24 protein-coding genes are annotated in these 21,210 nt (G+C 45.7%); 16 read left to right on the top strand and 8 right to left on the bottom strand.

Annotated features, from left to right (window positions below):
- Positions 1-59 precede the first annotated feature (59 nt).
- Entirely contained in the window at positions 60-239 is a 180-nt protein-coding gene (locus tag DMO16_RS13450) for an anti-repressor SinI family protein (protein ID WP_061974747.1), read from the bottom strand.
- Positions 240-500: 261 nt separating this feature from the next.
- Here DMO16_RS13450 and DMO16_RS13445 point away from each other — a divergent pair, with 261 nt between their 5' ends.
- Together DMO16_RS13445 and DMO16_RS13440 are read left to right on the top strand one after the other, a co-directional pair.
- Complete coding sequence (locus DMO16_RS13445; RefSeq protein WP_129480394.1) at positions 501-1,802, top strand: MFS transporter; 1,302 nt, start codon at positions 501-503, stop codon at positions 1,800-1,802.
- Positions 1,803-1,815: 13 nt separating this feature from the next.
- Entirely contained in the window at positions 1,816-3,249 is a 1,434-nt protein-coding gene (locus tag DMO16_RS13440) for an amidase (protein ID WP_129478009.1), read from the top strand.
- Positions 3,250-3,336: 87 nt separating this feature from the next.
- Here the strand turns inward: DMO16_RS13440 and DMO16_RS13435 are convergent, their stop codons facing one another.
- Positions 3,337-3,954, bottom strand: coding sequence for a GntR family transcriptional regulator (locus tag DMO16_RS13435; protein ID WP_061975054.1), 618 nt, complete (start codon positions 3,952-3,954; stop codon positions 3,337-3,339).
- Between the two features lie 210 nt (positions 3,955-4,164).
- Here DMO16_RS13435 and garR point away from each other — a divergent pair, with 210 nt between their 5' ends.
- The 3 genes from garR to DMO16_RS13420 all read left to right on the top strand — a co-directional run bounded on the left by garR (position 4,165) and on the right by DMO16_RS13420 (position 7,888).
- Positions 4,165-5,091 carry a 2-hydroxy-3-oxopropionate reductase gene (gene garR, locus DMO16_RS13430; RefSeq protein ID WP_129478007.1) on the top strand — a complete coding sequence of 309 codons (927 nt, stop codon included), beginning with the start codon at positions 4,165-4,167 and terminating at the stop codon, positions 5,089-5,091.
- Complete coding sequence (locus DMO16_RS13425; protein ID WP_061974740.1) at positions 5,063-6,499, top strand: four-carbon acid sugar kinase family protein; 1,437 nt, start codon at positions 5,063-5,065, stop codon at positions 6,497-6,499. Before garR ends, DMO16_RS13425 begins: the two co-directional genes overlap by 29 nt.
- A 66-nt stretch (positions 6,500-6,565) precedes the next feature.
- Positions 6,566-7,888 (top strand): gluconate:H+ symporter, encoded by a 1,323-nt coding sequence (locus DMO16_RS13420; protein WP_061974739.1) that lies wholly within the window; start codon positions 6,566-6,568, stop codon positions 7,886-7,888.
- A 44-nt stretch (positions 7,889-7,932) separates the two neighbouring features.
- Here the strand turns inward: DMO16_RS13420 and DMO16_RS13415 are convergent, their stop codons facing one another.
- Positions 7,933-9,093 (bottom strand): ROK family transcriptional regulator, encoded by a 1,161-nt coding sequence (locus DMO16_RS13415; protein ID WP_129478005.1) that lies wholly within the window; start codon positions 9,091-9,093, stop codon positions 7,933-7,935.
- 192 nt (positions 9,094-9,285) lie between these two features.
- On the opposite strand from DMO16_RS13415, the gene DMO16_RS25320 reads away from it, so the two are divergent.
- Genes DMO16_RS25320 through DMO16_RS24340 form a run of 3 tightly spaced genes read left to right on the top strand, consistent with a single transcriptional unit; the run spans position 9,286 to position 10,456 of the window.
- Positions 9,286-9,570, top strand: a complete 285-nt coding sequence (locus DMO16_RS25320; protein WP_347232836.1) for a Gfo/Idh/MocA family oxidoreductase — start codon at positions 9,286-9,288, stop codon at positions 9,568-9,570.
- Positions 9,482-10,276, top strand: coding sequence for a Gfo/Idh/MocA family oxidoreductase (locus DMO16_RS13410; RefSeq protein WP_347232835.1), 795 nt, complete (start codon positions 9,482-9,484; stop codon positions 10,274-10,276). Before DMO16_RS25320 ends, DMO16_RS13410 begins: the two co-directional genes overlap by 89 nt.
- Before the next feature lie 33 nt (positions 10,277-10,309).
- Positions 10,310-10,456: a hypothetical protein gene (locus DMO16_RS24340; protein ID WP_164988820.1), complete on the top strand. Its 147-nt coding sequence runs from the start codon at positions 10,310-10,312 to the stop codon at positions 10,454-10,456.
- An 80-nt stretch (positions 10,457-10,536) separates the two neighbouring features.
- On the opposite strand, the gene DMO16_RS13405 is transcribed toward DMO16_RS24340, so the two are convergent.
- The 3 genes from DMO16_RS13405 to DMO16_RS13400 form a co-directional block, all read right to left on the bottom strand.
- Positions 10,537-11,283 (bottom strand): sulfite exporter TauE/SafE family protein, encoded by a 747-nt coding sequence (locus DMO16_RS13405; RefSeq protein ID WP_061974735.1) that lies wholly within the window; start codon positions 11,281-11,283, stop codon positions 10,537-10,539.
- Between the two features lie 148 nt (positions 11,284-11,431).
- Positions 11,432-11,590: a hypothetical protein gene (locus DMO16_RS24335; protein WP_164988922.1), complete on the bottom strand. Its 159-nt coding sequence runs from the start codon at positions 11,588-11,590 to the stop codon at positions 11,432-11,434.
- Between the two features lie 2 nt (positions 11,591-11,592).
- Positions 11,593-12,024: a MarR family winged helix-turn-helix transcriptional regulator gene (locus DMO16_RS13400; RefSeq protein ID WP_061974733.1), complete on the bottom strand. Its 432-nt coding sequence runs from the start codon at positions 12,022-12,024 to the stop codon at positions 11,593-11,595.
- 417 nt (positions 12,025-12,441) lie between these two features.
- Here DMO16_RS13400 and xylA point away from each other — a divergent pair, with 417 nt between their 5' ends.
- From xylA to DMO16_RS13375, 5 genes are all read left to right on the top strand, one after another.
- A complete protein-coding gene (xylA, locus tag DMO16_RS13395) occupies positions 12,442-13,773 on the top strand; it encodes a xylose isomerase (protein ID WP_129478003.1) in 1,332 nt (443 codons plus the stop codon).
- An 89-nt stretch (positions 13,774-13,862) separates the two neighbouring features.
- Positions 13,863-15,362 (top strand): xylulokinase, encoded by a 1,500-nt coding sequence (xylB, locus tag DMO16_RS13390; RefSeq protein ID WP_129478001.1) that lies wholly within the window; start codon positions 13,863-13,865, stop codon positions 15,360-15,362.
- Positions 15,363-15,521: 159 nt separating this feature from the next.
- Positions 15,522-17,180, top strand: coding sequence for a glycoside hydrolase family 43 protein (locus tag DMO16_RS13385; RefSeq protein WP_129477999.1), 1,659 nt, complete (start codon positions 15,522-15,524; stop codon positions 17,178-17,180).
- 21 nt (positions 17,181-17,201) lie between these two features.
- Positions 17,202-17,402, top strand: a complete 201-nt coding sequence (locus DMO16_RS13380) for a hypothetical protein (RefSeq protein ID WP_129477997.1) — start codon at positions 17,202-17,204, stop codon at positions 17,400-17,402.
- Positions 17,403-17,649: 247 nt separating this feature from the next.
- Positions 17,650-18,696 carry an aldose epimerase family protein gene (locus tag DMO16_RS13375; protein WP_129477995.1) on the top strand — a complete coding sequence of 349 codons (1,047 nt, stop codon included), beginning with the start codon at positions 17,650-17,652 and terminating at the stop codon, positions 18,694-18,696.
- A 36-nt stretch (positions 18,697-18,732) separates the two neighbouring features.
- Here the strand turns inward: DMO16_RS13375 and DMO16_RS13370 are convergent, their stop codons facing one another.
- Positions 18,733-19,167 carry an Lrp/AsnC family transcriptional regulator gene (locus DMO16_RS13370; RefSeq protein ID WP_129477993.1) on the bottom strand — a complete coding sequence of 145 codons (435 nt, stop codon included), beginning with the start codon at positions 19,165-19,167 and terminating at the stop codon, positions 18,733-18,735.
- A gap of 122 nt (positions 19,168-19,289) precedes the next feature.
- On the opposite strand from DMO16_RS13370, the gene DMO16_RS13365 reads away from it, so the two are divergent.
- The gene (locus DMO16_RS13365; protein ID WP_129477991.1) at positions 19,290-19,697 is read left to right on the top strand and encodes a carboxymuconolactone decarboxylase family protein; all 408 of its coding nucleotides are present in this window, start codon (positions 19,290-19,292) and stop codon (positions 19,695-19,697) included.
- A 29-nt stretch (positions 19,698-19,726) separates the two neighbouring features.
- Here the strand turns inward: DMO16_RS13365 and DMO16_RS13360 are convergent, their stop codons facing one another.
- A complete protein-coding gene (locus tag DMO16_RS13360; protein ID WP_129477989.1) occupies positions 19,727-20,242 on the bottom strand; it encodes a DinB family protein in 516 nt (171 codons plus the stop codon).
- A gap of 143 nt (positions 20,243-20,385) precedes the next feature.
- Here DMO16_RS13360 and DMO16_RS13355 point away from each other — a divergent pair, with 143 nt between their 5' ends.
- On the top strand, positions 20,386-20,898 hold the full coding sequence (locus tag DMO16_RS13355) for a GNAT family N-acetyltransferase (protein ID WP_129477987.1): 513 nt from the start codon (positions 20,386-20,388) through the stop codon (positions 20,896-20,898).
- Between the two features lie 98 nt (positions 20,899-20,996).
- Entirely contained in the window at positions 20,997-21,209 is a 213-nt protein-coding gene (locus tag DMO16_RS13350; protein WP_129477985.1) for a PhzF family phenazine biosynthesis protein, read from the top strand.
- Position 21,210 lies beyond the last annotated feature (1 nt).

Below are 21,210 nucleotides of genomic sequence, written 5' to 3'. Positions count from 1 at the left end.
TATGTGCTGTGACTGTTAGTAGGATGCTTAAAGTACCATAAAAGGAACGGGTGCTTAGACTATTGCTGTGACTTTTTCTCACTTAAAAACTGTGTAAATTGCTCTTTTGTTATGTTGGAATTCATGGCTTCTTCTACAAGTTTCAACCATTCGGGATCTGTTAGTTCGTCTTTTGCTGAAGAATGAACGTGATTCACTTCTTGATGTGGTACTTTTAAAATCTTAAATGTTTTATACATTATACACACTCCTTATCTAACTAAATAGTAATTTATTTGTAAACCTAAAGAAGAGTGGCAATTTGCAACAATAGTATTTAGGTTTTATAAGTTTCGTTTGATACTGTCCGTTTTAAAACCGTCATAAAAAATTAAATCGTATATTTCACAATGTGTATTGTTACAGGTTGAATTGTTAGAGAAAGGGAATAGATTAAGTGTTTTACATAACGAAGGGAGAGAATCAGAGTGAAAGGAAAGTACCGGTATTTTATCATCGGCATGATTGTATTTATGACCGTTGTAAACTACATTGACCGGGGGGCCATCTCCTATGCTCAAGAAGCGATCATCGGGGAATTCGGATTGAACCCGAAGACGTGGGGGCAAATTCTTGGGTATTTTGGCTACGGTTACATGTTTGGTGCCTTGTTCGGAGGTATGTTGGCGGACAAAAAGGGGCCGAAGTTTGTTTGGATTGTGGTCGGAATTGCCTGGTCACTTTTTGAAATGGGCACAGCTTTTGCCGGGGAAATCGGCCTTGCCTTGTTTGGCGGATCGGCTATTGCCGGTTTCGCTGTTTTCCGCATTCTTTTTGGCTTTGCAGAAGGACCGACGTTCTCAACCATTAACCGGACGATGGCCAACTGGGCGGCACCGAAAGAAAGAGGCTTTGCTGCTTCACTTGGGTTGCTCGGAACGCCACTTGGTGCTCTTTTGACAGCGCCTATTGCTGTTGCGCTATTATCGTTTACCAGCTGGAAAGTGATGTTTATTATTCTTGGTGTCATCGGATTGATTTGGATCTTTGCTTGGATGAAGGTGTTTACCGATCAGCCGGAGGACAACCCGAAGGTATCCAAGGAGGAACTGGCTGAAATCCGGAATGAAAAGCAGCTGTTAAGTTCAGAAAAACTTGTGGACGAAAAAGAGGAAGAGCAGGTACCATGGCATCACTTTTTCCGTAATCCGACGTTGATTATGAATGCGATCGGATACTTCGCGTTTCAGTATGTTAATTTCCTGATCTTAACCTGGACACCGAAATATTTGCAGGATACGTTTGACTTTAAACTTGCCTCCCTCTGGTATTTGGGAATGATTCCATGGGCAGGTGCGTGTGTTACCGTGCTGCTGGGCGGAAGAATTTCCGACGCTCTCCGAAAAAAAACAGGAAGTCTTCGCATTGCGCGCTCAGGTCTAGCGGTTGTGTCCCTGCTGTTAACGGCAATCTGTTTTATTCTTATTCCAACCGTAAATAGTGTGACCGCGGTTCTTACGCTTATGACAATCGGAAATGCGTTTAACTTTTTGCCAAACTCCGTGTATTGGACCGTCATCATTGATACGGAGCCGTCCAAGGCAGGTACGTTTGGCGGAGTCACTCACTTCTTCACCAATATTGCCACCATTGTGGCACCGACTTTGACCGGGGCTTTGGTGGCCATGAGCGGCTACGGAGCCATGTTTGTCGCGGCTGCCATCGCTTCAGCCGTGGGTATGGTCGCGATGATCTTTGTGAAACCGGGAACCTCCAAACGCAAGATTAATCCATCATCAACAGCCAGCCGGCCGTCTGTTTAAGGAGAGGGAATTGATGAATAAGAATACGGTCTTACATTTAAGTCTTTCGTCACTTTCTGAAGAAATCAAATTGAAAGAGATTTCCCCGGTAGAAGTTGTCCGTGAGTTATTGGCGAGAATTGAAGAGATCAACCCTGTAGTCAACGCCTTTATCACAGTCCTCCAAGAGCAGGCGGTAAAAGAAGCCCGGCAGGCAGAGGAGGAAATCATGGCAGGAAACTACCGGGGACCGCTTCATGGTATTCCAATTGGGCTGAAGGATCTGATCTACACAAAAGGCATCCGGACAACAATGGGTTCTAAAATCTATCAAAACTATATCCCGGACCGGGACGCAACAGTTGTACAAAAGCTGAAAAAGGCCGGAGCGATCATGATTGGCAAATGCAACACCCAGGAATTCGCCTACGGGCCGACAGGAGATGCCTCGTACTTTGGTCCGGCACGAAATCCGTACAATCCTTCAAAAATGACCGGAGGCTCGAGCAGTGGCTCGGGAGCGGCAGTGGCCTCTGGACTGTGTTTCGGAGCACTGGGAACGGATACGGGGGGATCCATCCGGATTCCTGCTTCAGCTACAGGAATTGTGGGGATGAAACCCACCTTTGGACGGATAAGCAAGGCGGGGGTTCATCCGCTTGGAAGGACGCTGGACCATATAGGGCCGATGACCCGCAGCATCCGAGATAATGCCTTGCTGCTTGGCATGCTGGCCGGTTTTGACCATGAGGATCCGTTCTCCCATAACCTTGGGAACGAAGATTTTACGCGCTGTATCGGTGAGTCCATCTCGGGAAAAGTCATTGGTATTCCAACCAGCTTCTATTTTGACCGGGTGGATGAAGAAGTGAAGGACAAGGTAAAGAAAGCGATTCACGTGCTGGAAGACTTGGGTGCGGTCATACGTGATGTGGAGATTCCTGTATTATCAAAGGTTTCCTATGCTCAGCTCAAAACCCTTCAAAGTGAAGCCTATGCTATTCATGAAGAACTTGTTCTCTCCCGTCCACAGGATTACCAGGCGCAGGTCCTGGAGCGGTTGAAGCAAAGTGCTGAAGCTCTTGGTTTTGAATATGTAAAAGCCCAGGAAATCCGCCAGGAAGCAAGAGAGGCTTTCAACACCGTGTTTGAACGGATCGATGTGATTGCTGCGCCGACAGTTGCCATTCTGCCGCCGGATATAGGACAAACAGAGATCAGCATTGAGGGAAAGACGGAGCAGGTCCGTTCTGCGCTTTTGCGATTGACGGAACCAGCTTGTGTAACAGGTCTGCCCAGCTTGTCTGTCCCTTGCGGATTCTCTGACAGTGGACTTCCAATCGGCTTGCAGTTAATCGGCAAACCGTTTAGTGAGGCCCGGCTGTATCAAGTTGGAGCGGCCTTTGAGCAGGAAGCCGCTCTCTCAACACTGAAGTGGGACGTGCCACCGCTCGTACAACAATCTTAGTTATTTAGTGAAGCATCTGAGGATTCAGGTGCTTTTTTTGTGTGCAAAAAAAACATCCCTCAATAACTGAAGGATGTCAAAGTATCGTCAGCCGATGATATGGAGGCAAAAATCCAAGTCCGCTTGCAGGTGGCTTTTCATCAGATCTGCGGCTTTTTCCCCGTTTCGTGCTTTAATGGCTTCGTAAATTTGTTCGTGTTCATCGATGAGATGAGGGCGCTGATTAAGAACAACGGTTTTGCGAAACAGATAAATCAGCGACTGCATACGATCAATCGTATCAATCATGACAGCATTATTGCTGGCCCGTACGATAATTTCATGAAACCGCTCATTGGCGTCCATGATTTCTTCATTCGTTCCTTTTCTTCCGATCTCCACACATTCATACAGTGCCTGTAAATCCTGTTCACGGAGAAAGGAGGCTGCACATTGAGCAGCATACCCTTCGAGCAGGATCCGCATTTGAAAGTTATTCCGCAGATCCTTTTCCGTCGGTTTGACCACCCGTTTATTGATAATGAGCCCTTCGTATTCCAGCTTCCGAATGGATTCTCTGATAGGTGTCCGGCTGAAGCCCAGTTCGGAGGCTATTTTTTCTTCCACGATCTTAGTACCCCCTGGGAGTTCGCCATTTAAAATCCTGTCCCGGAGGACAGCGTAGGATTGATGGGTGGCAGAGCGTGAACGATCATTTTCCAACACAATTTTCACCTCAAGTTCCTTCAACAGTCTATCTACATCTTACCAAAACCATGGAGAAAAAAATATAACCGTTCCTTGTTCAGACGAATATTTTGTATACTAATTTATTAAAAATGTATACAAAAATTAAAAAACCGTGTACAATGTCAACTGTAAGCATCACTGAAAGCGATTGCATATCGATTTCACCAAACTCAAGGAGGAATATCGATGGAACACAAGGTTGGTTTTATTGGACTAGGAATCATGGGTAAGCCCATGTCATTAAATTTGATAAATGCAGGATTTTCATTAACGGTTTTTGATTTGAATCAGGAAAGTGTAAACGCTGTCGCTGATGCAGGAGCAACACCCGCCGGCTCTCCAAAGGAAGTAGCGGAACAAAGCGATGTCATCATTACGATGCTTCCGGCATCCAAGCACGTACAGCAAGTCGTATTGGGAGAGAACGGAATTTTGGAGGGGGCCAAAGAAGGCTCCGTCATTATCGATATGAGTTCCATAACACCTGACGTATCCCGCGAGCTGGCAGAGCAGGCAGCAAAGCAAGGCGTTGAGATGCTTGATGCGCCTGTAAGCGGTGGAGAGCCAAAAGCAATCGACGGAACGCTTGCCATTATGGTTGGCGGGAAAGAGGAAGTTTTTGAAAGCGTTCTTTCTGTTTTATACGGAATGGGTAAAGACGTCACGCTGGTGGGCGGAAATGGCTGCGGGGTTACTGCAAAACTGGCCAATCAAATTATTGTAAACCTTAACATTGCGGCTATGTCGGAAGCGCTGGTGCTGGCTGCTAAAGCAGGAATTGATGTGGAGAAAATGTACAAGGCGATCCGGGGAGGACTTGCGGGAAGTGCGGTGCTTGATGCGAAAGTGCCGATGATTCTTGATCGAAACTTCGTTGCCGGAGGCAGCATTGCCATCAACATGAAGGATATTGGCAATGTGATGGATACGGCTCACGATATCGGGGTTCCACTCCCGCTGTCCAGCCAGCTTCTTGAAATCTTCCATACCTTAAAAGTGGATGGAAAAATCAATGACGACCATGGAAGCATTGTGAGGTATTATGAAAAACTTGCACAGGTCGAAGTAAAGAGGGGGATTAACCATGACGAAAAATCAGAGAGTCTCCGCTGATCTTCTCGAAAATCTTCCAACGCTTCTTAAAGATAAAGCAGATGCGCTTATACAGAAAGCTCTTGGGACATTCAATAAAAAAGTTATCGTGCTGGATGATGATCCAACAGGCGTTCAAACGGTGCATGACATTTCGGTATTCACCGACTGGTCTGTTGAGAGCATTACAAAAGGCTTTTTGGAAGAGCAGTCCATGTTCTTTATCCTGACGAACTCCAGAGGATTCACCGAAGAAGAAACAGCGAGGGAGCATATCAAAATCGCTGAAAATATTCTTGCGGTATCCAAGAAACTGAACAGGGATTTTCTAATCATCAGCCGTGGTGATTCCACGCTCAGAGGACATTATCCGCTGGAAACGACTGTGCTTAAGGAAACGATCGAATCCGCTTCCGAAAAGAAGATTGATGGAGAAGTGATTCTGCCGTTCTTTAAAGAAGGTGGACGTTTCACCGTAAATAATATCCACTACGTTCAGGATGGCAGTGAGCTTGTGCCGGCAGGCGAAACCGAGTTCGCGAAGGATCGTACCTTTGGCTATACCAAGTCGGACCTGGGTGAATGGATCGAGGAAAAATCCAGCGGAGAATATAAAGCAGCCGACACGCTCTATCTTTCGATTGAAACGTTGCGTTCCATGGACGTTGACGGGATTGCCAGCCAGTTGATGGAGGTTAAAGATTTCAACAAAGTCGTCGTGAATGCTGTGGATGAGGGGGATGTAAAAATTTTTACAGCCGCGCTCATTCAAGCGATCAATGCAGGAAAGAACTTTTTGTTCCGGAGTGCAGCAGCGCTGCCAAAAGTCATTGGCGGTGTACAGGATAAGGCATTGCTTACAAGAAACGAAATGATCCAGGAAGAAACTGGACATGGCGGACTGATCATCATCGGCTCCCACGTAAAGAAAACCACAGAACAACTGGAATGGTTGAAAGAAATAAAGGAAATCGAATTTATTGAATTCAACAGCCATCTCGTTTTGGAGCCGGAACGCTTTAAGCAGGAAACCGACCGTGTCATTGAAACGACAGAATCACTCGTACGTTCGGGTAAAACGGTGGCGGTCTATACGAGCAGGGAGCGTCTCGATCTCGGCGAGAACAAAAAAGAAGAGGAACTGAAACTATCCGTCGCCATTTCCGATGCTGTTACAAGCATTGTAACAAGGCTTCAGGTCAAGCCGAATTTCCTTATCGCCAAAGGCGGAATCACTTCAAGTGATGTCGGGACAAAAGGCTTGAGCGTAAAACGGGCAACGGTGGCCGGACAGGTCCGGCCGGGAATTCCGGTTTGGCGAACAGGAGACGAAAGCAAGTATCCTGGAATGTCCTATGTGATTTTTCCGGGCAATGTTGGCACGAAAAGCGACTTAAAAGAAGTAACTGAAATGCTTATTCATCCTTAAGAATTGAGGGGATGCACGGCAGAAGAGTGGTGCATCCCCGACTACAGAAGAAAAGAGGTAGAAATCATGCCAATCGTATATATTTGCATAGGGATTGCCCTGTTGCTGCTGCTCATGGTGGTCTTTAAGTTAAACGCTTTCATCTCATTGATTATTGTTGGAGTGCTTGTCGGGATAATGGAAGGCATGACCCCGGCGGAAGCCATGACGTCAGTAACGAACGGTCTGGGCGGAACGCTTGGAAGCCTGGCTCTGGTCATCGGGTTTGGAGGCATGCTCGGTAAATTGATGGCAGACTCGGGCGGTGCCCAGCGAATCGCTACCACATTGATCCGGGTATTTGGCAGAAACCGGGTTCAGTTTGCTGCTGTTCTTACTGCTGTCATTGTTGGAATCGCTTTATTTTTTGAAACAGGCGTGGTTGTCCTTATTCCGCTCGTCTTTGTTATTGCAGCGGAAGCAAGTGTGCCTATTCTCTATATCGGGATGCCGGTCATTGCGGCGCTCATTACGATGCACGGATTTGTTCCGCCGCATCCGGGGCCAACGGCGGTTGCCGGAATCTTTCATGCCAATCTGGGTCTGACCCTTCTATACGGGATTATCATCGCAGTTCCGGCCGTTATTTTGAGCGGGCCGATGTACACCAGGCTCTTTAAGAAAGAAGATCTGGAAGTTGAAATTCCAAAAGGCTTGTTTACACCAAAGCATTTTGAAGAACATGAGATGCCCGGCTTTGGCATCAGTGTCTTTACGGCACTTATCCCTGTTATTCTGATCGCCTTCCAGGCGGTCGTTGAAATTGCCATGCCGCATTCTTCACTGGTTCCGATGGCCCAGTTCCTCGGAAATCCGGGGGTTGCACTTTTGATCGCGGTCATCGTCGCCATTTTCACATTTGGCTTGAACCGCGGAAAGAAAATGCCTGAACTGATGAACTCGGTCTCCGAATCGGTTGCAAGCATTGCCATGATCTTGTTGATCATTGGCGGCGGGGGTGCCTTCAAGCAAGTGCTGATCGACAGCCATGTGGACAAATATGTGGCGAACCTAATGGAAGGTTCTTCAATGTCACCATTGCTGCTGGCCTGGCTGATTGCCGCCATCCTCAGGGTCGTTCTGGGATCGGCAACGGTTGCCGGGATGACCGCTGCAGGAATTGCGGCACCATTAGTCGCTGCAACCCATGTCAGTCCGGAGCTTATGGTTCTGGCTACAGGGGCAGGAAGCATGACCTTCTCCCACGTAAACGATGCCGGGTTCTGGATTTACAAAGAATTCTTTAACCTGTCCATCGGAAAAACGATCAAAACCTGGTCCGTGATGGTTACCATTGCATCACTTGTTGGTCTGGCAGGAGTATTGATTATTAACGCGCTGATCAGTTAAAAAAACACCGGTTTCAGGAATACCCTGAACCGGTGTTTTGCTGTTTAGAGGACAGTGATGCCATCGCGGATAAAGTTTTCAACTACAAAAGCGGAGACACCAAGTGCTGCTGAATAAACTGAAAGCTGAGAGAACTGCAGCTGCACTTCTTTTTGATGAAACGGAAGGGTATGGGTTTGAATGGTTTCCAAAATCGGTCCTTCAAGCCATTGTTTGGCGACCACCAGCCGATTCCCAATAATGACCTGCTCAGGGTTAAAGGCGTTAATGATGTTGTTCACTCCGATTCCGATGGATACTCCGATTTTTTCAAACAACGCAATGGCTTCCGGGTCGTTCTCTTCTGCCAGCGCAACAAGTGATTCGAGCGTGGCATCTTGCTGGGGCGCCATTTCAAGAAGTGCGTTTTCGGAAGCATAAACCTCCCAGCATCCCTGGCTTCCGCAGCTGCATTTTTTGCCGTTGGCCTGAATGATCACATGTCCGAGTTCTCCAGAGTATCCGTTCTTGCCTTGGTATAATTCTCCGTTCAGAATAATTCCGGCACCAATTCCGATTCCGGCACTGACATAAATGATGTCCTGAAAGCTTTGGCCGGCTCCCAGCTGCTTTTCGCCATATGCGCCTGCATTGGCTTCATTTTCAATAAGGACCGGCAGCTTGAACTCTTCTTCAATATGCTGTTTTAACGAAATGTTGCTCCAGTTCAGGTTTGGGGCAAAAAGAACAGTTCCTTGCTTGTCCACAATGCCTGGTACGCCGATTCCAATTCCGACTGCACCGTAGGAGCTTTCAGGCATTTCAAGGATCACAGAGCGGATCATTTCACTGACCACGTCTGTCACTGCTTCAAACGCCACATTCTTTATGGGCTGATTTTTTTCAATAAGGATGTTTCCTTTTAAATCCGTCAGCATGCTCAAGACGTAATTGACCCCGATATCAATACCGATTGCATATCCGGCGGTCTTGTTGAAGTGAAGCAGTACTGGCCGCCGCCCCCCGCTGGATTCCCCCGGGCCGGATTCAAAGATCAAATTCTCTTCCAGAATATCGTTCACAAGAGAGGAGACGGTCGCTTTGTTCAGCCCGGTAATCTGGGCGATGTCGGCGCGTGAAACGGGTTCTTTTTCGATGATCGTCTGCAATACGAGCGATTTATTGTTTCTTTTTACAACTTGCTGGTTCCAGGTAATGGTTTGCATAAAATTCTCCTAACATTTGAGCGTTTATATTAGTATAAACTTAGTTTGGTCAATATACAAACTTAGTTATTGATGCTAAGATAAGAAATAGAAAGAACACTGAATCCATTTACTTACAATTATAAAACAATACAGAACAGATAACCATGCTGTAAAACCAGACGATCACACTTTTAAAATGGAGGACAAAACATGAAAAAAGTCCGCTGGGGTTTATTAAGTACTGCAACCATCGGTTTGACTCAGGGCATACCGGCCATACAGCGTTCGGAAAATGCAGAACTCGTTGGCTTGGCAAGCAGGGGAGACAGAGGGAAGGCAAAGGCCGAAGAACTGTCGATTCCAAGGTACTATGAAAGCTATGAAAAGCTGCTGGATGACCCGGAAATTGAATCCGTTTACATTCCCCTGCCCAAATCACCTGCATCTGGAATGGGCGGTAAAAGCAGCGCGCAAGGGCAAGCATGTTCTGTGTGAAAAGCCGGCATTTCTTCATGCAGAAGATACGAAGGGAATGGCGGAGGTGTGCCGCGAACAGGGTGTTTATTTTATGGAAGCCTTTATGTATCAGTTTCATCCTCAGCACAAATGTGTGAAAGAAATTATCGCCTCCGGGGAGATCGGCGAGGTGAAGCTCATGCGCTCAAGTTTTTCTTTTTATATCAGTAACCGTGAAGAAAATATCCGGTTGAGCAAGGAAAAGGGCGGTGGAAGCATTTATGATGTTGGCTGTTTTTCCATCCATGCCGCCCGGTCGATCTTACAATCCGAACCGGTCGAGATACAGGCGTTCTCCGATCTTGATCCTTCTACCGGTGTGGATCTCTCTTCTGTTGTTCATATGAAACTGGAAAACGGCAGCCCTGTCGTGTTTGATTGCAGTTTTGATATGGCCAACCGGGAAGAGTACGAGGTGGTCGGGACAAAAGGAACGGTTACAGTGAATCGGGCTTTCCGCCCCGATGTGTATGGCGGAGAGGGTCTGATCCTGATTCGGACAAAGGAGGGGCAACGGGAAGAAAAAGTGGCAGGTGACCAGTATCGCAGCCAGATCGAACACTTTTCCTCCTGTATTCTTGAGGGGAAAGAGCCGTCTTATACGCTTGAAGAAACCTATAAAAATATGCTGGCCATTGATGCCTGCTACCAATCGATCCAAAAACGCCAGCTCGTAAATCTTTAACTACATAGTAAAAAAGAAGGCAGGGAAATACAAATGGGTAAAAATATCTTTTTTAATGCACACCTTTCACCAATGGAAGCTTTTTCAAGCTTTACCCTTGGATATCATGGCAATGGAGGAGGCTTGACTGGGGAAACGAGAAGAACGGCCCCGAATGAAGCGGAAACTGCAACAGTATAAAAAGTAAACTGCCTAATCCTAATTCGATTAAAATGGCGTGTGAACTGATATCAGTTTACACGCCATTTTTTCTGATTTATTCAGGATTTGATCAACAATAAAATACCGAGCAACACGATAAGAGTAAATACGTAACGCTCAAATTTATGAGGAGGGATTCGCCTATGTAAAAAGGTGCCAAGTAAAGTAGCAATAACTATTATAGGAAGGGAGGGCATAAAAAGGAAAAACAGATCCTTTGTCCATAATCCGCCAATTGCCTGGCCAAAAACAACCAGTACACCAGAAATAAGGAAATGGGCTTGCAAGGTTGCTTGAAACTGATCTCTTTGCCAACCCTTCATCGTTCCGTAAACCACAACGGGTACACCATTAAAGTTATAAGCACTGCCAAGCACACCGGAAGCGAATCCGAAAGGCAGGGCCCAAACAGAACGTTGTAACACCGTTTTTCTTGCCTGATTAACTAACTTCGCTTTGACTAGTGAATAAACGCCATAAACAATTAGAAAAATTCCAAGCGAAACAGTTATGATAACTGCCGGGGCAAAAGAGACCAAAATCAAGCCAACTGGAATTCCAAGAAAAGTCGATGTGGCGAGCAGAACAAGAGACGAGCGGTCAATGTGCCGCCATCCAGCAGCAACACTAAGACAAGCCACTGTAAGTCCTGCCAAGCCAATTAATGAAATTGAAGTATGCAAGTCAACGGGTAAAAGTGTTAGTAAAGGCATACTCACTATGGCTTCTCCAAATCCAAAAGTTGCCCTCATCAACGCCCCAATAAAAACTACAGTGATAATCAATATAATAAGAGTAGTAGTCATAGTTATATAACAACTCCAGAAATTGGAATTATTGCTTAAATTAAACACCAAGCCCGAGTAATATCTAACTAATAAAATAGTGTCATATCTGCTGTTTCTCTGGTTTCATTCTCCCGAATCGCAAAAAATCCAAATATTCGTAATTACTCTACACTTTCTTCGCACGTCTGTTCATTAAGATGGTAATCACAGTGGCTGCGATGACTCCGGTGATCAGGCATTTATACATATCTTTAAACAACAGACCCATGACCACTCCTGTTATTACACCGGCGGTAATGATGGTAACCCGTTCCCTTTGACTCATGTTTATCCCTCCATTTTGGTTAATAAAACATTTACTTTATGAAGCGCGAACTGCAAATCCCGTTGTTCTTCCTCGTTTAATTTCGTGAGGTTTTGGCTGAAACGGTTGTAGATTTCCGCCCATTTCTTTTCTTGAACCTCTTTACCTTTTGGAGTGAGTGCAATCAACACAGCCCGTTTGTCCTTGGGATCAGGTTTTTTTACCAAATAGCCTTGCACTTCAAGAGCGCTGACGACATTGGTCAGCTGCTGCTTGGCGATATCCAGGCCGGTGCTGATTTCTTTAAGGTTAAACGCCCGCTTGTTCATGAACAGATACTCAATGACATGGTTCTGCATATGGCTTAGTTCTGTAGCATTTTTATTTAATTCACTAAAGCTGCCAAACAGGTTGGGGATTAGTGTGATATATTCATGTGCGAGTTCTTTCTTCATCAGGTTTCTCCTTTTTAAGTGCTTATGGTAAATATATTATTACTAAATTTTATTTATTTCAACTAATTTAATGATATTTAGTAAAATTATAATTACTAAATAAAAGAGCTGAGACAGGTTTTGGATACTACGGTGTTGTTTCTCATTGGCCTGGTCGTAGTGTATGGCGCGATTATTTTTCATTAATTTCAAGAAAACAGCGACTTCTAATCCGTAAGGCAAAGGAAAAGGAATTTAGCATGCGCCTTTGGTCTAATCGATTACAAAAATAGTTCCATTTATTTAGTTTGTTTGATAGACAAACTAAGTTGCAAGGTGCTATAATCGGTGTAACAAATCAGCTGCGGGCCGATACAGCCAGTAATGTAAGCGGCTACATTATAGGTTCTGACAGCAATCAAGGGGGAAGTACATACTATGGCATATTTTGAAGGCGTGAAACAAGTTCAATTTGAAGGAGCGGATTCCAACAATCCTCTCGCGTTTCGTTATTACAATCCCGCTGAAGTGATCAATGGAAAAACAGCGGAAGAATGGCTCCGTTTTTCAGTCGCTTACTGGCATACTTTTACAGCAGATGGAACTGACCCGTTCGGAGTAGGAACTGCCATCCGTCCTTGGGATCAATTTAAAGGGATGGACCTTGCGAAAGCACGTGTGGATGCTGCTTTTGAACTGTTTGAAAAGCTCGATGTTCCGTTTTTCTGCTTCCATGATGTGGATATTGCGCCAGAAGGAAGCAATTTAAAAGAAACCAATGAAAATCAGGACGTTATCGTAAACATGATTCAGGAGTATATGAAAACCAGCAAAGTAAAATTGCTTTGGAACACTGCAAACATGTTTACCCATCCGCGTTATGTGCACGGAGCAGCCACAACCAGTAATGCTGATGTGTTCGCCTATTCCGCGGCGAAAGTAAAAAAAGCACTGGAAGTGGCCAAGCAGCTTGGCGCTGAAAACTATGTGTTCTGGGGTGGACGTGAAGGATATGAAACCCTCTTGAACACAGACATGAAGCTGGAGCAGGATAACCTCGCGCGTTTCTTCCATATGGCCAAGGATTATGCAAAAGAAATCGGCTTTAACGGACAGTTCCTTATTGAGCCGAAGCCGAAGGAGCCAACGAAGCATCAATATGACTTTGACGTGGCAACGGGTCTTGCGTTCCTGCAAAAGTACGATCTTCAGGATACATTCAAATTCAACGTGGAAGCCAACCATGCGACGCTTGCCGGCCATACGTTTGAACATGAACTGCGAGTGGCTCGAATCAACGGCATGCTTGGATCTGTCGATGCGAACCAGGGTGATACGCTTCTTGGCTGGGATACTGACGAATTCCCGACCGACCTGTATTCTGCTACACTGGCCATGTATGAAATTCTTAAAAATGACGGCCTTGGCAGCGGCGGCTTGAACTTTGATGCGAAGGTTCGAAGAGGATCCTTTGAGCCGGAAGATCTGTTCCATGCTCACATTGCGGGAATGGATTGCTTTGCTATCGGTTTGAAGGTAGCGAACAAACTGATTGAAGACCGTGTGCTGGATGCCTTCATTGAAGACCGCTACAGCAGCTATACAAGAGGAATCGGCCTTGACATTGTCGAAGGAAAAACAGATTTCCATGCTCTTGAGGCTTATGCTTATCAATTGGGCGACATCAAGAACCAATCCGGGCGCCAGGAGCGCCTGAAAGCAACAGTAAACCGTTACATCATTGAAACACTGTCCAGCGTGACTGTGTAAGAAAAGAATAACATTCATCAACCACCAAAAAGTGCTGGACATCCAAGTTGCCCAGCACTTTTTTATCAATAGAAAAGGAATGATCAAACATGAAGTATGTCATCGGTGTAGATTTAGGTACAAGCTCGGTAAAAATTTTGCTCGTGAACCAGAAGGGGGAGGTATGTTATGAGGTCTCCAAATCGTATCCTCTCATTCAGGGGAAATTTGGATACAGTGAACAGGATCCGGAACAGTGGGTAAAGCAAACGACCGAAGGCCTGAAGGAGCTGATTGCCCAAGTTGATGGAAACCCGGAAGATATTGAAGGAATCAGTTTCTCGGGTCAGATGCACGGGCTGGTTTTACTCGATGAAACCAATCAGGTGCTTCGTAACGCCATTCTTTGGAACGACACCCGTACCACCCCGCAATGCCGGGAAATCGTTGAAACGATTGGCGAACAGCAACTGTTGAAGGTAACGAAAAACCCGGCGCTGGAGGGCTTTACCTTGCCTAAAATTCTGTGGGTGAAGGAGAATGAGCCGGAGATTTTTGAAAAAGCAGCTGTTTTTCTTTTGCCAAAGGACTATTTGAGATACCGGATGACCGGCAGTTTGAACAGTGAGTATTCCGATGCGGCCGGCACTCTGCTACTTAATGTCAGCGGGAAAAAGTGGTGCGAGGAAATGTGCGGAACGTTTGGCATTGATGTGAGTCTTTGTCCTCCGCTTGTCGAATCGCATGATTGCGTTGGAAAAATTACCGAAGAATTCGCACAGGAGACAGGTCTTGCTCCTTCGACAGGCGTTTATGCCGGCGGTGCTGACAATGCATGCGGTGCAATAGGCGCTGGAATTCTGTCTGAAGGCAAAACGCTGTGCAGCATCGGCACATCCGGTGTGGTGCTGTCGTATGAAGAAAGAAATGATCAGGACTTTGAAGGCAAGGTTCACTATTTTAATCATGGCGAGGAAAATGCCTTCTACACAATGGGAGTAACATTGGCAGCGGGCTACAGCCTGAGCTGGTTTAAAGAACGCTTTGCTGCGGATGAACCGTTTGAATCGTTTTTGCAGGACATCGAAACGGTGCCTGCGGGATCCAACGGCTTGCTGTTCACGCCTTATTTGGTCGGTGAGCGGACCCCGCATGCCGATTCCAGCATCCGTTCAAGCTTTATTGGCGTGGATGCCTCTCATGAACGAAAGCATTTTATCCGGGCGGTGCTTGAAGGAATCACCTTCTCGCTGAATGAATCGATTGAGATTTTCAGGGACCATGGGAAGGCGATTGATACGATCATTTCCATCGGCGGCGGAGCGAAGAATGAGAATTGGCTGCAGATGCAGGCGGATATTTTCAATGCCACGATCGTCAAGCTTTCCAGTGAACAAGGACCGGGGATGGGTGCGGCCATGCTCGCAGCGTATGGCTCAGGCTGGTTCTCCTCTTTAAAGGAATGTGCAGAATCCTTTATCGAGTCAGCCAAAACCTATCAGCCAAACAGCGAAAATGTGGAACGCTATAAAAAAATATTTGGAATCTATCAGCAGGTGTATTCGCAAACGAAAGAAATGAACCAACAGCTGATGGAATTAAGAAACTAGTCTAACTTGCGAGATTGCCAGGTAAAACGGGTGGTAGATGGATCACTGTATCAGCCGACCCATTCTGGAATCACGGCGGTTTCAAATATCGGAAATGATTACAATTGGAAATCAAGGATGAACAAAACAGAAAAATCTATTAAGAATAGAGGAACTAGTATGTCAGAAATCGTCAATCCAATTTTACGTGGCTTTAATCCTGATCCATCCATAATACGGGTAGAAGACGATTATTATATCGCAACATCCACCTTCGAATGGTTTCCGGGAGTACAGATTCATCATTCAAAGGATTTGAGAAACTGGGAGCTGCTGCCGCGTCCATTAACGCGCAAAAGCCAGCTTGATATGCTCGGAAACCCAAGTTCTGGTGGTGTTTGGGCGCCTTGTCTCAGTTATCACGAGGGTACCTTCTATCTCATTTATACGGATGTAAAAAGCCATATTGGCCCGTTCAAGGATACGCACAACTACCTGGTAACGGCGACAGATATCCAGGGGCCTTGGTCTGAACCCATCTATTTGAACAGCAGTGGCTTTGATCCTTCTCTGTTCCACGATGATAACGGAAAGAAATGGCTGGTGAATATGGTTTGGGATCACCGCAAAAATAAAAATTCGTTTGGCGGCATTTTGCTTCAGGAATACTCTCCGCAGGAAGAAAAGCTTGTCGGGTCCATCCGTAATATTTTTAAGGGAACAAGCCTAGGGCTTACTGAGGCGCCTCATCTATATAAAAAGAACGGCTATTATTATCTTGTCACTGCCGAGGGTGGAACACGGTATAACCATGCAGTAACCGTAGCCAGGTCACAGAGTCTTTTTGGTCCGTATGAAGTGGATCCCAAAGGACCGGTGCTGACTTCAAAAGGGAAACCAGAGTTGGCGCTGCAAAAGGCCGGACATGCGAGCATTGTTGAAACTCAGGACAATGAGGTGTATATGGTGCACCTGACCGGACGTCCGTTGCCTGGCTCGGAAAATTGCAACCTTGGGCGCGAAACCTCCATCCAGAAAGCGGTATGGACCGATGATCACTGGCTGAGACTTGAAGACGGAGGTAACCGTCCCCATGAAAGAGTGGAAGCACCATCCCTCCCTGAGTTTACAATTAAACCCGTGCCTGAAACTGACGATTTTGATGGAGAAGGGCTTAGCATCCATTTTAATTCCCTGCGCGAACCGATTTGCGAGGAATGGGTATCGGTAAAGGAACGACCCGGTTATCTCAGGCTAAGGGGAAGGGAATCCATGAATTCCAACCACAGGCAAAGTTTGATCGCCAGAAGACAGCAGTCGTTTTCGTTCTTGGCAGAAACAGAGGTGGAGTGCTGTCCACAGACCTTTCAGCACATGGCGGGACTGATCTATTATTACAACAACCGAAACTATTATTATCTCTGCATCAGCAAGGATGAGGAAGCAGGAAAGTGCCTGTATATCATGAGCAATGACCAGGGTGATTATGATGAATCTTTGGATGCACCCATTTCTATTGAAGGATGGGAAAAGGTGTACTTAAAGGCGGAAATTGAGTATCATGATCTCCAATTCTATTATTCTCCCGACGGGGAAAATTGGACAGCTGTGGGTCCTGTTCTGGATGCCGGGAAAATCTCAGATGACCATGCCGAATTGAAAAAAGGCGGCACCTTGCTGGATCAAGGATTCACAGGCGCGTTTATTGGCCTTTGCAGTCAGGATTTAAGCGGACGGGATTTTTATGCGGATTTTGATTACTTTTCATACGTGGAGCGGGATGATCAATCTCAGAGCTGCTTTAGAACAACGGAAAAGCCACGGTATGTGAACCAATAATCGCATGGAGAATAGAAATGAGTGACCCAGGTGGTACAGGACATTTATTTAACGTTTGACGAAGGGCATGCCCAAAAAACGTTGTATGAATTAACAGGTGTGACGTCTCACTTGACGAGAGCCCCCTTTGGCAGCCATCCTTATATGAAAGAAGACTTGCGCCATGGGCTGGTTCAGTACATGATGAGGATGTGGGGCTGGGACGTGGATACAGCAGACTAGAAACATCACGAAACCGCTCCGGAACGGATTATTGAAAACGCCATCAAAGGCATTGATGCGGTTGCAGAGGGACCGATTGTCATTCTTCTTCACATGACGAAAGGAACAGCATCCGTTTTGTCAAGACTCATTGATCTGATCAACAAGGATGGTGTACAATTTCGTGCCTATGATCCGGAACAGTACTTTACCATGAATTTTTGGGATGACAATAGGCATTACCAGGCAGACAGAAAGGTGATGGACGATGAAAGTCATTCAAGAGAACTTTGGCACCACACAAGATCAGGACATTTTGGCCTATACGATGATCAACAGCAAAGGAATGGAAGTTTCCGCGATTAATTACGGCGCAATCATTACCTGCATCATGGCACCCGACAAAGAGGGGAACCTGGAGAATGTCGTGCTTGGCCACGATACTCTGGAGGATTATTTGAAGGACACCAATTACCTTGGAGCCATCGCCGGACGGGTCGCCGGAAGGATTCTGAGCGGTTCCTTTGAACTGGACGGACAGAAATATACCCTTGCCAAAAATGATGGAAACAACCACCTTCATGGAGGAAACAAAGGGTTTAACGCGGTGGTATGGAATGCAGAAGTGATTGAAGAGGAAGAGCAATGCGGGGTGAAATTTTCCTATGTCAGCCCTGATGGAGAAGAAGGATACCCCGGCAGGGTGGAGGTTGATGTTACCTATCTTATAAATGATGAAAACACGTTAAGCATTTCATATTCCGCCCAAAGCGACAAAAAGACACTGTTGAATCTTACTAATCATTCGTACTTTAACTTAAGCGGGAACCTGAAGCATGATATTCAGGATCACACGCTCCAGTTAAAGAGCGACCAATTCTTGGAGCTGGATAAAGAACTGATTCCCACCGGCAGGGTGCTGAATGTTCAGGGTACACCGTTTGATTTACGAAAAGGGCAAAAGGTGAAAACAGGAACAACTGCAGATTATGAGCAGAACAAGCTGGCTGGAGGAGGGTATGACCATCCGTTCTTGCTGGCCACGAATCAAAACAATGAGATCGTGCTGAAAGAGGAAACAAGCGGAAGGACCTTAACGGTTGAGACGGATCAAAAATGCGTGGTCGTTTATTCAGGGAACATGCTGGATTCCGATGGAGAGTTCCGTGATGTGCCATCTAGAAAGCATCTCGGCATTTGCCTGGAAACACAAGGTGTGCCGGATGCCATCCACCATTCACAGTTTCCATCGGTGGTTCTGGATGCAGGTGAGGAATATCAAGCCCATACGACGTACACATTTGGAGTGGAATAACCAAGAAGCAGGAGCCGGGTTGCGGTTCCTGCTTTTTTAAAGCAGTTTCGGCGCTGTATTCACCTGTGAAAAAATAAAATGGGTCACCGTGTGCGCATAGGGACTTGCTTCTTCAATGAATGTTTCCGCTTCAGAGAAGGTAGTAAATTGCAGCTTCAGCATAAAGCAGGCGTTGCCCGCAATCCGGTAGCAAAACTCTACGTTGGTCAGGCGCTCGATGTAACGCTTGAAAGCTTGGTAATCTCCATTCTTTACCGTCGCCTCCACAATACACTGGATCGGCTGGCCCAACTTTTCATAATCCACTTCCAATGTATATTTTCGGATCACGCCAAACGATTCCATTCTCCGCACACGTTCGGTGACAGAGGGAGATGAAAGTTTGATTTTTCTCCCAAGTTCGCTCATGGACAGCCGGCTGTTCTCACGCAGTTCATCAATTATTTTTCTGTCGATATCATCGATTTTCATACTTAATGTTATTCTCCTTAACTCATTAAATTTAAAAAGAAAATTGAAAGATTAGGTTTAATAGTAAATGGCAGGGGTTGGTTTTCCTTAGTACCATTAAAGGGTACAAGGAGGAATGCTTAATGGCAAGAATAAAAGAATCAGAACGTGGAGCCACACCGTTTCAGCATCTGCTCGGACATAATCAGGAGGTCATGAACAGATGGAATGACCTTGGCAGTATGCTGGCGGAGGAAGGAAGACTTTCATCCCGTCTTAAAGAGCAGGTGCGGAGAACGCTGGCCCAGGGGAACAGCTGTGAATACTGCAAGTCGAAAGGAAAGCCTGAACCTCATCTTTTTGATGAAAAAACCTCTATCTCCGTTGGTTTTGCGGACGTCTTTTTAAAAGTGAAGGGAGATATTCCTGATTCTATTTTCAAGGTGTTGAAAGAAACCTTTTCTGACGAGGAAATCAGTGAACTGTGTGCGTTTATCGCCTTTACCACAGCCTCCCAATATTTCGGGGCGATGATGGGATTGAAAGCATAAAAAAATGGCCAAGGGAAAATTTCCCTTGGTCATTTTAAATAACGCTCTTTAATGATGTTACGGTGATGAAGCTCATGGCCGGCAATGATAAAAGCGAGAGCCCTTGCTGTCACTTCCTCATTGTTTGCCGCTCCTCTTCGTTTTAACGCTTCGTCACTCAGCGTGATCAATAGTGAGAGAGTAGCCTGGCGGATGCTTGTGTAATGCTGGGTCAAGTCGGTTAATGAGTGAGCGTTAAACGCTGCGGCTTTTACATACTCCTCATCATCGTATCCCGGCAGCGTTGCCATTTCCCCTCTGGCGATACTGAGCATCCTGTAATTCATGATCCATTCGGTATCTGCCATATGCCCGATGACTTCTTTAAGGCTCCACTTATTCGGCGCATAGCGGTATTCACCATCTTCTTCAGATAACGAGTTTAACAGAGAAGCCGTTTCTTTAATTTGTTGTTTTAGCGTTTCTAAAACGTCCCCTTCAGGCACCAGCTGGATATAAGATTCAAAGTCCTCGGCATATTCATCAGGTCTTGGCCGTTCAGTCATCGTTATCCTCCTTTTTAACAATTGATGCAACCCCATAGCTATATTCCTTAAACCACTCTGGGTTTCCTGCTGTAAAAGGAAATCTATCTTCCTAAAGCGAAGAAAGGAAGATAGATAAAAAAGTATATAAAAGGGGTTCAATTATGCAATTAACAGTAACACCCATCAAACAAGAATATGCACTGCAAATTTTAAATTGGAAATATGAAGCTCCCTATGACTTATACAACATGGCAACAAGCAGAGAGTCCATGAATGAACTGATCGAAAATCACTATTCTGTTGTGCTGGATGAAGGAGATAAGCTGGTTGGCTTTTTTTGTACCGGAACGTCTGCACAGGTACCGGCCGGGGAACTGGCGGGGGCTTATGAAAAGGATGCACTGGATATTGGGTTGGGAATGAATCCGGAATTAACCGGCCGGGGCAACGGGTCTATGTTTTTTTCTTTTATACTGGGATACCTTGAGGGCCAATTCAGCAAATTTTCATATCGTTTGACCGTGGCCTCCTTTAACGAACGGGCCATTCATTTATACCAGAAGTTCGGTTTTCATGAGACCTTGGCGTTTCATAGGCAAGAAGTGGAGTTTATCGTGATGGTGAGAACAGGGACAGATGATGTTAAACACTTGTTAAAATTGGAGGACTTCTAATGAACCTATTTTTTTTGAATTCGTTTACGAGTGACCCATTTGGCGATAATCCTGCAGCGGTGTGTCTATTGGAAAAAAAAGAATAGGATGATTTGTGGATGCAAAAGGGGGCTAAACAGACCTCTCATTGCAGTTTAGGGCCATATTGGAAAAACAAATTGACTAAGAAGAAATTAGCAGCCTATCATGCTTCAGAGTGGGGAGGAGAACTAAAGAAAAAGGTTGAAGAAGAAAGAGTACTGATTTCAGGACAGGCAGTACTGGTTTTTGAAGGGGAAGCTTTTTTCGATCATCAATCTATTTCGGTTTAGG

The organism is Fictibacillus sp. S7 (genome assembly GCF_004127935.1).
GTDB classification, from domain to species: Bacteria; Bacillota; Bacilli; order Bacillales; family Fictibacillaceae; genus Fictibacillus_C; species Fictibacillus_C enclensis.
Note: the sequence above shows the minus strand (reverse complement) of the source record. Positions and strands in the feature narration are given on the sequence as shown.

What these genes read in the sequence shown, in the direction of transcription:
- DMO16_RS13375 (WP_129477995.1), top strand. Translation starts at nt 17,650, where the DNA reads ATGAAAGTCATTCAAGAGAACTTTGGCACCACACAAGATCAGGACATT.
- garR (WP_129478007.1), top strand. Translation starts at nt 4,165, where the DNA reads ATGGAACACAAGGTTGGTTTTATTGGACTAGGAATCATGGGTAAGCCC.
- DMO16_RS24340 (WP_164988820.1), top strand. Translation starts at nt 10,310, where the DNA reads ATGGGTAAAAATATCTTTTTTAATGCACACCTTTCACCAATGGAAGCT.
- xylB (WP_129478001.1), top strand. Translation starts at nt 13,863, where the DNA reads ATGAAGTATGTCATCGGTGTAGATTTAGGTACAAGCTCGGTAAAAATT.
- DMO16_RS13405 (WP_061974735.1), bottom strand. Translation starts at nt 11,283, where the DNA reads ATGACTACTACTCTTATTATATTGATTATCACTGTAGTTTTTATTGGG.
- DMO16_RS13365 (WP_129477991.1), top strand. Translation starts at nt 19,290, where the DNA reads ATGGCAAGAATAAAAGAATCAGAACGTGGAGCCACACCGTTTCAGCAT.
- DMO16_RS13360 (WP_129477989.1), bottom strand. Translation starts at nt 20,242, where the DNA reads ATGACTGAACGGCCAAGACCTGATGAATATGCCGAGGACTTTGAATCT.
- DMO16_RS13385 (WP_129477999.1), top strand. Translation starts at nt 15,522, where the DNA reads ATGTCAGAAATCGTCAATCCAATTTTACGTGGCTTTAATCCTGATCCA.
- DMO16_RS13350 (WP_129477985.1), top strand. Translation starts at nt 20,997, where the DNA reads ATGCAAAAGGGGGCTAAACAGACCTCTCATTGCAGTTTAGGGCCATAT.
- DMO16_RS13445 (WP_129480394.1), top strand. Translation starts at nt 501, where the DNA reads ATGATTGTATTTATGACCGTTGTAAACTACATTGACCGGGGGGCCATC.
- DMO16_RS13425 (WP_061974740.1), top strand. Translation starts at nt 5,063, where the DNA reads ATGACGAAAAATCAGAGAGTCTCCGCTGATCTTCTCGAAAATCTTCCA.
- DMO16_RS13450 (WP_061974747.1), bottom strand. Translation starts at nt 239, where the DNA reads ATGTATAAAACATTTAAGATTTTAAAAGTACCACATCAAGAAGTGAAT.
- DMO16_RS13400 (WP_061974733.1), bottom strand. Translation starts at nt 12,024, where the DNA reads ATGAAGAAAGAACTCGCACATGAATATATCACACTAATCCCCAACCTG.
- DMO16_RS13415 (WP_129478005.1), bottom strand. Translation starts at nt 9,093, where the DNA reads ATGCAAACCATTACCTGGAACCAGCAAGTTGTAAAAAGAAACAATAAA.
- DMO16_RS13440 (WP_129478009.1), top strand. Translation starts at nt 1,816, where the DNA reads ATGAATAAGAATACGGTCTTACATTTAAGTCTTTCGTCACTTTCTGAA.
- DMO16_RS24335 (WP_164988922.1), bottom strand. Translation starts at nt 11,590, where the DNA reads ATGAGTCAAAGGGAACGGGTTACCATCATTACCGCCGGTGTAATAACA.
- DMO16_RS13370 (WP_129477993.1), bottom strand. Translation starts at nt 19,167, where the DNA reads ATGAAAATCGATGATATCGACAGAAAAATAATTGATGAACTGCGTGAG.
- DMO16_RS13355 (WP_129477987.1), top strand. Translation starts at nt 20,386, where the DNA reads ATGCAATTAACAGTAACACCCATCAAACAAGAATATGCACTGCAAATT.
- DMO16_RS25320 (WP_347232836.1), top strand. Translation starts at nt 9,286, where the DNA reads ATGAAAAAAGTCCGCTGGGGTTTATTAAGTACTGCAACCATCGGTTTG.
- DMO16_RS13420 (WP_061974739.1), top strand. Translation starts at nt 6,566, where the DNA reads ATGCCAATCGTATATATTTGCATAGGGATTGCCCTGTTGCTGCTGCTC.
- xylA (WP_129478003.1), top strand. Translation starts at nt 12,442, where the DNA reads ATGGCATATTTTGAAGGCGTGAAACAAGTTCAATTTGAAGGAGCGGAT.